Annotated in this window: 10 protein-coding genes and 1 pseudogene; 1 reads left to right on the top strand and 10 read right to left on the bottom strand. The window is 40.2% G+C overall.

Annotated features, from left to right (window positions below):
* Positions 1-129: 129 nt before the first annotated feature.
* The 7 genes from yjeM to B4H39_RS06410 form a co-directional block, all read right to left on the bottom strand.
* Positions 130-1,731 (bottom strand): glutamate/gamma-aminobutyrate family transporter YjeM, encoded by a 1,602-nt coding sequence (yjeM, locus tag B4H39_RS06440; protein ID WP_251423762.1) that lies wholly within the window; start codon positions 1,729-1,731, stop codon positions 130-132.
* A 316-nt stretch (positions 1,732-2,047) separates the two neighbouring features.
* Positions 2,048-3,295 (bottom strand): peptidase T, encoded by a 1,248-nt coding sequence (gene pepT, locus B4H39_RS06435; protein WP_202231620.1) that lies wholly within the window; start codon positions 3,293-3,295, stop codon positions 2,048-2,050.
* Between the two features lie 2 nt (positions 3,296-3,297).
* The gene (locus B4H39_RS06430) at positions 3,298-4,062 is read right to left on the bottom strand and encodes a DUF1803 domain-containing protein (protein ID WP_251423768.1); all 765 of its coding nucleotides are present in this window, start codon (positions 4,060-4,062) and stop codon (positions 3,298-3,300) included.
* Complete coding sequence (locus tag B4H39_RS06425) at positions 4,062-5,006, bottom strand: manganese-dependent inorganic pyrophosphatase (protein WP_202231622.1); 945 nt, start codon at positions 5,004-5,006, stop codon at positions 4,062-4,064. The genes B4H39_RS06430 and B4H39_RS06425 overlap by 1 nt, the downstream gene beginning before the upstream one ends.
* Before the next feature lie 155 nt (positions 5,007-5,161).
* On the bottom strand, positions 5,162-5,956 hold the full coding sequence (gene pflA, locus B4H39_RS06420; protein ID WP_251423773.1) for a pyruvate formate-lyase-activating protein: 795 nt from the start codon (positions 5,954-5,956) through the stop codon (positions 5,162-5,164).
* Positions 5,957-6,220: 264 nt separating this feature from the next.
* Positions 6,221-7,549 carry a hemolysin family protein gene (locus B4H39_RS06415; RefSeq protein ID WP_202231374.1) on the bottom strand — a complete coding sequence of 443 codons (1,329 nt, stop codon included), beginning with the start codon at positions 7,547-7,549 and terminating at the stop codon, positions 6,221-6,223.
* A gap of 48 nt (positions 7,550-7,597) precedes the next feature.
* On the bottom strand, positions 7,598-8,716 hold the full coding sequence (locus B4H39_RS06410; protein ID WP_286927547.1) for an AI-2E family transporter: 1,119 nt from the start codon (positions 8,714-8,716) through the stop codon (positions 7,598-7,600).
* 107 nt (positions 8,717-8,823) lie between these two features.
* Between B4H39_RS06410 and B4H39_RS06405 the strand changes: the two genes are divergently transcribed.
* On the top strand, positions 8,824-9,276 hold the full coding sequence (locus tag B4H39_RS06405) for a GNAT family N-acetyltransferase (RefSeq protein WP_251423779.1): 453 nt from the start codon (positions 8,824-8,826) through the stop codon (positions 9,274-9,276).
* A gap of 73 nt (positions 9,277-9,349) precedes the next feature.
* Here B4H39_RS06405 and B4H39_RS06400 read toward each other — a convergent pair whose 3' ends face one another.
* The 3 genes and pseudogenes from B4H39_RS06400 to B4H39_RS06390 all read right to left on the bottom strand — a co-directional run.
* The gene (locus B4H39_RS06400; protein WP_202231371.1) at positions 9,350-9,934 is read right to left on the bottom strand and encodes a uracil-DNA glycosylase family protein; all 585 of its coding nucleotides are present in this window, start codon (positions 9,932-9,934) and stop codon (positions 9,350-9,352) included.
* Positions 9,935-9,938: 4 nt separating this feature from the next.
* Positions 9,939-10,826, bottom strand: a complete 888-nt coding sequence (gene rsmA / locus B4H39_RS06395; protein ID WP_251423782.1) for a 16S rRNA (adenine(1518)-N(6)/adenine(1519)-N(6))-dimethyltransferase RsmA — start codon at positions 10,824-10,826, stop codon at positions 9,939-9,941.
* A gap of 244 nt (positions 10,827-11,070) precedes the next feature.
* Positions 11,071-11,752: pseudogene (locus tag B4H39_RS06390) on the bottom strand (hypothetical protein); the annotation flags it as partial.

Below are 11,752 nucleotides of genomic sequence, written 5' to 3'. Positions count from 1 at the left end.
ACCACCACAGATTATACAGAACCGCTTGTTCTTGTCTGCGGAACTAGACCTTTGCATACGGGAAACGCCTTGGAAGGGTGTCCAGACATAAAAAAACGCTCAATCGAGCGTTTTCCTGTTTTATAGACTTTATTTTTCTTCATGACGTTCGTCTTCAGAAAGTTCCGTCAACGCAGTGTATTCTGCAGGGTAACGTTTTTTATAGCGACTCATCATAAAGAAGGCAACCAAACCAAAGATAAGAGGACCCGCAATCATCGATACTACGGTTTGAACAGTATCCCCAAGAACAGCTGGACGATCAGCTACTGGCAAAGCAAAGTAATCTGTGATCGGTTGAATAACTGTGAAAGCATTGGCAATAGCAACGACAAGGAAGGTCACAGTTACAGCTGCCATAGCAATACCTTTAGATTTGTAAAGTGTAAATGGTTTTTCAATATCATCATTAAGTTTGAATTTTGCATAGGCAATAACAATAAAGAGGTACGGCAATGTCATCGCAACGTTGGCCATATTTGTCAAGATGGCAAAGAACTTAGCTGCTGCTTCCGCACCACCACCTAGGTTGATAAGCATATTAAGCAAGATGATGACAAATACGATAGCAAATTGAACCATCATTGCAAATTTAGGCAAGCCTGATTCCTCATCAAGCTGTCCATAACGACCCGGCCATAGTTTGTCTGGTGTACCAGAGATGATTTGTTTTACCGGGCTGTAGATTAAGGTAAAGAAAGCTCCCATCAATGAAAGTAGCATTGCAAGACCCATATAACGCGCAAGAATTGAACCAATAGCGACTGCACCTGAGTGATCTAATCCGAAAGCATCGCCTAAAGCTTCACCCAAGTATTGCATTGTTACATAACCTGCATTACCAAGATTGATTGTTCCAGCTTTAACGCCTTCGTAGAAAGCTCCACCTGTTTGGTAATTCATGAAGAAACCAACACAGAGAATCATTACAGAGTAACCGATAGCGATAATCAGTGCTGAGGTTACAACACCGCGAGGAAAGTTTTTCTCAGGCTTGTCTGTTTCATCAACTAAGCCTCCAACAGCTTCAACACCACCATAGGCAAAAATTGCAAATACCATAAAGGCGATGAAACCAATTGCTGAACCGTTATTAAAGTTAGGGTTAAGGCTTGTAACAAAAGCATCCGCAGTAATTGGTGTTGTTGGTTGTCCATTAAGAATAAGGACCAAAAGCGCACAAACTAAAAGAATAGCGTTCAATGAGAGAACGGCAATACCACCAAGTGTCGCGAATTTTTTGACCGCATCCAAACCACGCAGGGCAAAAAAGGTAATCGCAGCAATCCAGGCCATGGCGATGAGTGAAAGAATCCATGGATCTGGTACATGAAGGGAATTACCAAAAATCATATTGGTAATAGGAACCATGATACCATTAGAAACATTGACCATCCATACGAGGTAAGAGGCATACCACATAAATGTTCCAATGAAGGCGAAAGTCGGACCAACCGCTTTCTCCATCCAAGAATAGATTCCCCCTTTTTCCTCCTTAAAGGCTGAACCAAGCTCAGTTACCATAAAGGCAAAGGGTAGGAAGAAGAAGAGTCCTCCAACGATATACCATGGAATAGCAGCATAACCCATCATGTAAAATGCACGCGGGATATTGTTAAATCCATAAACTGAGGTGAAAATCATCAGGCATAAGCCGACAAGAGAAAGTTTCCCTTTTGCTTTATCAGACATCAAATGTCCTCCTTTTTTATAAATCAGACTTGCTGATTAAAAATATTTGTAAATCAAGTAAATATTTTACTTGCATAGTTACCATAATCTAGAGATATATGATGCTTTCCACCATAAAATCCAAAGTTTACTCCTTCTATAAAAGATAGAATAAAACATTCATAACTAGAATTAACTACAATTGTGCGACAATTTTAAAAATAACCTAAAACAGGTCGCCCGAAGGCGACTTGTTCTTTAAATTATAAGGAAGGTAAAGTTTATATAAAACTTACTGGAAGGGCTTTCCTATAAGCCCTAAAACTATTTTAGCGCATTATTCTTCATTTTTCAAGATATTGTTAAGTTTCAGCATTTCAAGAAGAACATCTACAGCTTTTTCCATTGTTTGCAGACTTACAAACTCAAAGCGTCCATGCATGTTTTCACCACCAGCAAAGATGTTTGGGGTCGGCAATCCCATGAAGGAGATTTTAGAACCATCTGTCCCACCACGGACAGGTTCAATTTTTGGTTCAATTCCCAAGTTCTTCATCGCTTCTTCCGCAAGATCAATGATAGACATGTCTTTTTCAATGACTTTAGCCATGTTGTAATACTGGTCTTTGATTGTCGCTTTTACACGTTCTGAACCCAGTTCAGCATTCATCTTGTCCGCAATGTCCTGCATCAACGCTTTACGCGCATTAAACTTATCTTCATCATGGTCACGGATGATATACTGTGCACGTGCTTCCTCAACAGTACCGTCCAGTTTCAAAAGGTGGAAGAAGCCTTCTCGTCCTTCTGTTTTTTCTGGACGATCAAAGTCTGGCAATTGTGTATGGTAATCTATTGCTAATTGCAAGGCGTTGACCATTGTATTTTTAGCTGTACCGGGATGAACATTTTTACCTTGGAACTCCAAGACAGCACCAGCAGCTGAGAATGTTTCGTATTCCAACTCACCAAGTGGACCACCATCTACTGTATAAGCAAAGTCAACATTGAAGTCTTCAACATCAAAGCGGTCAGCACCTGTTCCGATTTCTTCATCAGGACCAAAACCGATACGGATTTCGCCGTGTTCAAAATCAGGGTTAACATTAATCAAATAGTCTGCCAAAGTCATAATTTCAGCGATACCTGCTTTGTCATCGGCACCTAACAGCGTTGTACCATCAGTATGAATGAGGGTTTGTCCCTTATAGTTTTTCAAGTTGGGAAATTCAGCTGGATCAAGTTTAAAACCAGACTCTCCAAGTTCAATAACAGACTCTCCATCGTAGTTTTCAAGGATCTGTGGATTGACACCTTCCGCATTGAAATCCGCCGTATCCATATGAGCAATCAAACCAATTTTACGCACATTTTTATCTGTTGTTGCTGGAATAGTACCCACCACATAACCGTTTGATTCAAGATAATGAACATCTTGAATACCAATGGCACGCATTTCGTCTGCCATCTTGTGTGCAAAGTCAACAAGAGCTGGAACTGACGGCACAGTTGTTGAATTTTCATCTGAGCGTGTGTTCACTTTGACATAGTCAAGGAAACGGGGTAACAATTTTTCGTATTTCATTTTTATCCTCCTATGGAAATGAAGTTATTTAATACTTTTGTCTGTTGAATTTGGGCAGCAATGAAGTCTTGAGCTTGGTCGAAATGGACTTCGTCAAGCTGGACTGTCTCATCAAACTTCAAATGAGTTTTATAGCTGTTTTCGCCCAGCGCCTCAATATAACCGTACTTCTCCAAAACTCTAATAAAAATATCTGAACGCGCTTTAACAATAGGTTTACGGGCAAATTTGAGCAAAAAGCTTGTCATGTACTTTAAAGCGTACTCCGGATTAACATCGCCCATAATCTGATAAACTTCGCACTCCAGCACTGTCAATGGTAAATCGTTTGCCAGCTTATAAAAATAGTTGAACAAATTATCAGTCGTCAAATCATATTGACTAGAAAAATGTAAACAAATTGCATTCGTTTGATTTTTCAACCTTTGCTGGATAATTGACTGATTAAGTCTTCTTTCTAGCTGACTTCCCGCCTCTACAAAGAAAGGTTTGTTATAGGTGTAAATAGCTGGTAGCTCTGGTTTTAAAGTTAAATCAAAATCATCATCCCTAAAAACTTTAAAATTATTACCATAACGTTTATCGCTACGCCAGATAAAATTTGCCGCAATAAAACTGTCCAGTTGACGATCTATGTTTTTTATTTCTTCAAAATCTTTATGAATTTGGCGCAAGGTTACATCTTCATGCAGCTCCAAATAATTAATCAGTTTTAAGAAAAAAGGCTGACGTGTCAGCCTATTTTTATTAAAAACGTGAATAGGCATTATTTATTGAACTCTTCTGTAAGTTGTGGCACAACTTGTTTTTTACGTGAAACGGCCCCGGCTAAGAAAGCGTGATCGTCTTCAAGTGTAAAGTGGAAAGCTGCTTCAACCTTATCTTTGTGGCTACCGATCTCGACAATTTCTGAGTTAGAATTTACGATATCTGTAATCATGAAGACAAAGTCATCATAATGTTCGACTTCCATCGCTTTCTTGATGGCAACTTTGACATCATGTAAGCGAGAAAGTACATCTTGAATTTCAACTGTATTTACTTGAGCGATACGGATGCGGCTGCCGTTAAGTTCAAAGGTTTTCGCATCAATATCAATGAGTTCTTCTGCTGACTTGTTATCCAAGTTCGTACCAGCTTTGAGCATAGCCATGCCGTACTCTTGAAGGTCTACACCAGCAATCTTCGCCAATTCTTCTGCAACTTTGTGGTCAGTCGCATGTGTTGTTGGTGATTTCAACAGCAATGTATCTGAAATCAAACCTGAAAGTAAGAGGCCAGCCACTTCACGTGGTATTTCCACGCCTGCTTCAAGGAACTTGCGGTAAACGATGGATGAAGCTGATCCAACAGGTTCAATTGTCATGAATAAAGGTGAAGCTGTATTAAAATTAGCCACACGGTGGTGGTCCACAACGCCAAAGATATTCAAAGAAGCGATATCCGCGATGGATTGTTGAAATTCATTGTGATCCGTCAAGATAACTGTATCCACACCTTCATCAGCTGCTGATGTTACCACGCGTGGTGCTTCCACACCAAAATAGTCCAAAGCAAATTGTGTTTCTTCATTTGGTGTACCCAAAGCCACACATTCTGTATTCAAAGCGCCAACTGGGCGGTGGTTGCTCAAGTATGAAAAACCATAAGATGATGCAATTGCATCTGTGTCAGGTTTTTGGTGACCAAAGACGAGAATTTTATCCGACATTTCTGTACCTCATTTTTATATTTATGTTTTTCTCATTATACCAAAAAAAGAGAATTTACGCACACTTTCAAAGCATCTCCCCTGCTACTTTTCTCATTTTTTGAATAAAAATAAAAATAAAACTTAAAAGCTAAACTGCTCAGCCTTTAAGTTTTTTATCTGATTCTCTGCAAGTAATCTTGATATGTTTCGGTCTTCATGATTTCTTTGGCATTGGCTACACGCTCTTTTGTTGGTGGTTTTACTCCAGCAAGGGGATACTTCCAGCCTAATTCACGCCATTTGAACTCCCCCATCGTATGATAGGGCAGGATTTCAAATTTGAGTACATTATCTAGAGTTTTAACAAACTCACCTAGCTTTTCCAGGTCCTCATCAATATCTGTCTCTCCGGGAACGAGGACGTGACGAATCCACATGCCTTGTCCCTTATCTGAAAGGTAACGGGCAAATTCTAGAATATTTTCGTTCGGATGTCCAGTCAGGGCTTTGTGACGTTTTGAATCAATTTCTTTTAAATCAAGCAACACAAGATCCGTCACTTCAAGAAGGTCATCAATCCGAGAGGTAATATACTCATCTGTTCTAAAAGGACGGGCTGATGTATCTAAGGTTGTGTGAATTCCCAGACTTTTGGCGTATTGGAAAAGAGCAATGACGAAGTCAATCTGCATCATAGCTTCACCACCTGAGACAGTGATGCCTCCTTTTTCTCCCCAGAAACCTCGGAAACGTAGAGCTTCTTCCATCACATCCTCTACTGTACGTATGGTTGCTTTTTCGCTTTTCAAGGCCCAAGTGTCAGGGTTATGACAATATTTGCAACGCATCGGACATCCTTGCATAAAAACAATAAAACGGACGCCAGGACCATCAACAGAACCAAAAGACTCTGTAGAATGAACCAAACCAGTTACTTTTTTTGCTTCTTCAATATTTATATCTGTCATGAGCTTTTCCTCTTCTTCGGTATGCTTTTATCATACCTCAAATCTTATTTATTATCAAATGCTTTTCCATAAGACCAGCCACAATAATCAGCGACTGCCATAAATGGCACAAAAAAGCATCCTTCATATGAGCCAAATGTTCTTTCCCTTTCACACTTTTTACTGTATCTTCTACTTTTACCTCTTGCTCATCGTTTTAAAAAAGTTCGTAAAAGCAAAAAAAGAACGGATTATCAAGTTCCGTTCTTTATTTCGTTTACAGCTTTACTCAGAGGGCTCCATATCAAACTCTACCCGAAGTTTCAAGACACGGTTTCCGTCTACTTCAAGACTAGTCAAGGAGAAGTGATCCTCATCATTGTCGATTTCACACATCACTTGCTGCCCTTTCTCAGGAATCTGCCCTGTTTCTGAAAGGAAGAAGCCGGCCATCGTATCCACATCATTATTGACTAAATGTGTGCCAAACTCGTCGTTGAAGTCATTGATTGTCATTTTCCCTTGCACAACATACATGTTTTCACCAATCTTGTAAACATCTGTTTCAGCAACGTCTGTTTCATCCTCAATTTCACCAACGATTTCCTCAATCAAGTCTTCCAGAGTAACGATACCTTCAACGCCGCCGTATTCGTTAAGCAAAATCGCCATTTGGTTTTGCGTATTACGCATCTGCAGCATTAAGTCATCCACAAACACTGTTTCAGGGACAAACAACGGTTCTTGCAGCATTTCACGGAAATTAATGTTATCAAAGCCGTCCGCAAAACCTCGGGCCAAGAGACGTTTTGTATGAATAATTCCTAAGATGTTGTCTTTATCGTCATCATAAACTGGGACACGCGAGTAGGACTCGCTGAGCATTTTCTCGATATTTTCCCGTGGCTCATCATTGATATCAATCATAAAGGCATCTGTACGAGGGACCATGATTTCACGCGCCACAAGCTCGTCAAGACTGAAAACACCTGTAATCATTTCACGCTCTGAATCATCCAACGCTGTTTCATCTGTGTGAACGAGATATTCGATTTCATCACGTGTCATATCATCATCACTGCTATCAAATTTGATAGGAAAAACACGCGCCAAGCCATTGATAGTAATCGTCAAGAGCCAGATAAAGGGTTTTAAAACAACACCTATACTCATCAAAGGGCGAACCATTTTTAAAGCTGCCTTTTCCTTAAGCGCTTGCGCAATACGTTTAGGGAAAAGCTCACCAAACACGATTGTAAAGAAAGTCAAAATAACCAAGATAATGATTTTACTCAATGTTTGCGCGAAGCTTGTATCCCCAAACAGTGGTGCAAGCTGTGCAGCTAGAGTATCAGCCAAACTTGCACCTGCAAAGATGTTCAAGAAAGTAATCCCAACTTGAATCGTTGACAAGAAGTGTGTCGGATTATCAACTACACGCAGTAAATACTGATATTTACTGTCTCCTTCACTCGCCTTTTGCTCCACGCGTGAACGTGATAAAGAAACGAGCGCCATCTCACTTGCTGAGAAAAATGCATTCAAAGCAGTAAGAAAAACAAGTAACAAAATCTGTAAAATTACCGAGCTACTCTCGGGGTCAGGGTGTGCCATTTTTACTCCTATTTTTTTGTAATATGAAGATTATTATACCATAATTTATTATTTTGAAATAATTTTTTTCTTTTGCTGTTCACGATGATTGTGCCACAGGCCAGCAAGGAATTTCACAATCTCTTTGACCAGTGAATAAACAGGGACAGCAATAATCATACCTAGAATACCATACAAACTTCCAGATACTAGCATCAAAATCATGACCGTAACAGGATGGACTTTCACAGCATTTCCTACTATTTTTGGATAAACGAGATTGCCATCAATCTGCTGAAGGACCAAAACATAAGTTACTGCGAGAAGAGCTGTCCAAGGTTGAGTAAAGGCCAAAGTGAAAATAACAGGTATTACACCAATGTAAGGCCCTGCATACGGGATGAGGTTTGTAATTGCTGAGAAACTTGCAAACAAGAAAGCATAAGGAATGCCAAAGAGCATATAACCAACAAAGACAAAGATGAACACCAGTAGCGAATCTAAAGCCACACCAGAGATATAACGAGAAATCGTTGCATTCATCTTTTCTAAAAGTTCAATGATGCCGAGCGGATCTTCCCTAAAAATCGTTTGCTTTAGAGTAGGGAGCAGTTTTTCACCGTCTTTAAGCATGTAGTAAAGCAAGATAGGAACTAGGATAGCAACCATAACTACAGATGAAATGATGCTCACGATGCTCCCCAAGCTTCCTGTCAAATTCTGAAGCAACTTGTTTAAAATATCTGTATAAGACAGATTGATATTGCTAACTATACTATCAACGTCTAGCTGGCGATAAAAGGCAGAAAAACGTGGATCACTTTGCAAGGAAGAAATCCAGTCACGAAGTTCAGGAACGGCTCTTGAGCTGGCATTGATCAAGCTAGTCAGCTGAGAAACAACATTTGGAATGATTGAAGCAACACTCCAAATCACAATTCCTAATAAACTTAGCAGAACAATCAAAATTGCAAAGAAACGCTTGATTTTCCAGCGTTTCTCCATAAAAATAACCACCGGCTTGAAAATATAATAAAGAAAGCCAGCTATAATAAATGGAATGAAAAGCAAAGCTAAAAGAGTTTGGATGGGTTGGAAGAGAAAGTCCAGTTGCATAAGCGTAAAAATAAGCAGCGTCACTGCTAATATCTCAACCGTCCAGAAAAATAATTTACTGTTTTTAAACATAATATCTACCTAAAGATGAAAAGAGACCCTTTCTTTCTTTTTAAAGTTATTTATATTATAATTGAAATAAGATTTTTACGCAAATTCAAGATTTTGAGAGGAAATTTATGCAAATCAAGCAAACTCGTGACACCATGTCTGAAATATACTGCGATGCGCTACGTATCCGTAATACTGTTTTTGTTAAGGAACAAGGTGTCCCTTTCGAACTGGAGGTTGGTAGTCCCGTTGACGAAGCACATTCGGTTCATTTTGTAGGTTATGAAGCTGGCAACGCTTTAGCTACCGTTCGTCTTTTGGTCGATCCTAGCGATAAAACACATGCTCTGGTACAGCGCATGGCTGTTTTAAAAGAAGCACGGGGTAAAGGCTACGCGAACGCCCTCTTGCAACAGCTACTTGAATTTTCAAAAAAATCTGGTCTTACTCTTTTGACCCTTCACGCCCAACTCAGTGCAAAAGACCTCTATGAAAAATTTGGCTTTGAAGTTCAAGGTGAAATTTTTAAGGAGGCAGGTATTGACCACATCACAATGACGTATGATAAATTTACTGAGTAGAAAAAAAGAAACCCTCGTATGTACTTCTAAAAGGTGTCTCTTCTGCTTTTATTAAAACACTAAACTTCTCGGCCTAGGTGTCGAGGAGTTTTTTTACTCTTGTTTGCAGTTCTGGCACTACTTCTACCTCAAACCAAGGGTTCTTGCGTAACCAGATATTGTTCCGGGGGGAAGGGTGGACAATCGGGAAGTAGTGAGGCAAATACTGTCTAAAATCACGAATAGCATCTGTCGCCCGCATCTTTCTTGGTAAATGCAGGTAATAAGTAATAGCATAGGAACCAATCAAAATAATAAGTTCAAGTTCAGGCATTTCGTCAATCAATAATTTATGCCACTTTTCAGCAAAGCCTTTGCGTGGTGGCAGGTCTCCAAACTTTCCCTTACCCGGAAAATAAAAATCCATGGGTAAAATAGCCAACTTATCTGAACTATAAAATGTCTCATAAGAAATCCCCAGCCAGTCACGAAGACGTTCTCCTGAGTGATCGTTCCAGAAAAGATGACTTTCTTGCGCTTGTCTCCCCGGTGCTTGACCCACAATGAGAATTTTTGCCTCTGGATGAGCGGAATAAAGGGGATCAATCCCCTGCTCTGTATAGGCTGCATTTTGGGGGTCATCTTTTATGGCTTGAAAAATATTCGACAGCTTGTCCATCAGTTTAACCTTCTTTCAGTGGGAGTAGAGCATCCGCTAAACGAGCAAATTCAGGAATTGAAAGTGCTTCTGCACGGATAGTTGGAGAAATATCTGCCTGCGCGAGCAGTTCTAAAATTTGCGTTTTCTTGTCTTTACCAAAGGCAGATTGCAGATTGTTTATTAAGGTCTTACGGCGATGGACAAAAGCACTGTGCATTGTCTTGAAAAAGAAGGTCTCATCCTTAACGGCAACTAGAGGTTGTGCACGTCGGGTCATTTTTAAAATGGCCGAGTCCACATTAGGAGCAGGTACAAAGACTGTTCGGGGTACTGTGAATGCCACTTTGGCTTCCATGTAATACTGCACTGCTATCGAAAGCGAACCGTAAGCTTTTGTACTTGGTCGAGCTGCAATGCGGTCAGCCACTTCCTTTTGCATCATAACTACATATTCTGTAAAGGGAACCTTCGACTCAATCAAATGCATAAGAATCGGCGTTGTGATGTAGTAAGGCAGATTAGCCACAACTTTTATAGGCAGATCAGGATTTTTAAAGTGCTTTATGTGTTCCTGAATATCTACTTTTAAAATGTCTGCGTTCACCAGTTGAAAATTATCGTAAGAGGCCAGAGTTTCTTGCAAAATCGGAATCAAGCTTTTATCAATTTCAAAAGCCATGACTTCCGCCGCTTCTTCAAGCAAATACTGAGTTAGGGAGCCAATACCTGGTCCAATCTCAATCACATTCACTTGTTTAGAGAGCTCTGCCGTTGCTGTAATTTTTTCCAAAATATTATGGTCAGTCAGGAAATTTTGACCAAATTTTTTCTTAAAATTAAAGTTATGTCGGCGCAAAATATCTTGCGTGCGTATAACATTGGAGATACGGTCTAGGTTTGAAGTTGTCATAACCTTATTATAGCAGAAAAACAGGGAAACTGTTTCTCAATACAGTCCTTCCGAACAGTAATTGCTTTCCTTTTAGCTTCACTCAGTCGGAATATTTTGTCAATGAAGTCTTGTTCGGTTTAAGAAAAAAAGGAGCTGTCTCGTAAAAGGACATAAAATTAAAAACAGGACAATCAAAAAGCACTCAGACTGTCGCATGCAAAAATGCTACCTTGAGTGATTTTTTGTTTTGCATATTTGTTTCTTAGTTGGAAGAGTTGATGATGAGGGCGGGACGGACACCACCATAGTCATCACTCGTTGTTCCTGGGAAAGTGCCGTGCAAGTTACCTCTAAATGCGCCCCAACGTATAGTCCAAGCAGATTCACCATGACCTGCAGTACGCAATGACCACCATGTATTATGTCCACCTACACGCCCTGCATGATGAGGAAAACCTCGCCCTTCACCTGATAACCGGATAACATCCGCAAGAGAAAGAGAGAAGGCTTGTGGTACACCCTCCGCTTGATTGACAGTAGTCACATCTGCCCGAGCCACATCCACCTCTGGATGAGGCTCATCCCAATTAGTAGGTAACCAACGAGTATAAGGCCCCTCTTCCGGCCAAGACATAAGCATCGATCTGAGGTTTGGTACTTCATCGGCTATTGACACAGGAGCAACCATATCTTTAACAGCTTGAGTAAGAGATTGATTATAAAAGTCTTCTAAAACTGTTGCTTGCTCTACGAAGCTCGTATTGCGTATCGCCTCATTCCGGATAATCATATGATTACCAGAACCCATGTTTTCAAGATAACGATACTGCTCCCCTGCCATGGTAAAGATACGGACCGGACGCATGGTCGAAAAGTCAAAGGCTGCAGGGGCACTGTCCTCGTTAGGCAATGGGTTCTGTCCGTCATCGTACATCACCCCATTC

It is taken from the genome of Lactococcus sp. UBA7128, assembly GCF_002492185.1.
GTDB classification, from domain to species: domain Bacteria; phylum Bacillota; class Bacilli; order Lactobacillales; family Streptococcaceae; genus Lactococcus; species Lactococcus muris.
Note: the sequence above shows the minus strand (reverse complement) of the source record. Positions and strands in the feature narration are given on the sequence as shown.

Bases quoted from the DNA above. Each gene is read 5' to 3' on its own strand.
- B4H39_RS06410 (WP_286927547.1), bottom strand. From the start codon at position 8,716: ATGTTTAAAAACAGTAAATTATTTTTCTGGACGGTTGAGATATTAGCA.
- pepT (WP_202231620.1), bottom strand. From the start codon at position 3,295: ATGAAATACGAAAAATTGTTACCCCGTTTCCTTGACTATGTCAAAGTG.
- B4H39_RS06430 (WP_251423768.1), bottom strand. From the start codon at position 4,062: ATGCCTATTCACGTTTTTAATAAAAATAGGCTGACACGTCAGCCTTTT.
- rsmA (WP_251423782.1), bottom strand. From the start codon at position 10,826: ATGACAACTTCAAACCTAGACCGTATCTCCAATGTTATACGCACGCAA.
- pflA (WP_251423773.1), bottom strand. From the start codon at position 5,956: ATGACAGATATAAATATTGAAGAAGCAAAAAAAGTAACTGGTTTGGTT.
- B4H39_RS06415 (WP_202231374.1), bottom strand. From the start codon at position 7,549: ATGGCACACCCTGACCCCGAGAGTAGCTCGGTAATTTTACAGATTTTG.
- B4H39_RS06425 (WP_202231622.1), bottom strand. From the start codon at position 5,006: ATGTCGGATAAAATTCTCGTCTTTGGTCACCAAAAACCTGACACAGAT.
- yjeM (WP_251423762.1), bottom strand. From the start codon at position 1,731: ATGTCTGATAAAGCAAAAGGGAAACTTTCTCTTGTCGGCTTATGCCTG.
- B4H39_RS06400 (WP_202231371.1), bottom strand. From the start codon at position 9,934: ATGGACAAGCTGTCGAATATTTTTCAAGCCATAAAAGATGACCCCCAA.
- B4H39_RS06405 (WP_251423779.1), top strand. From the start codon at position 8,824: ATGCAAATCAAGCAAACTCGTGACACCATGTCTGAAATATACTGCGAT.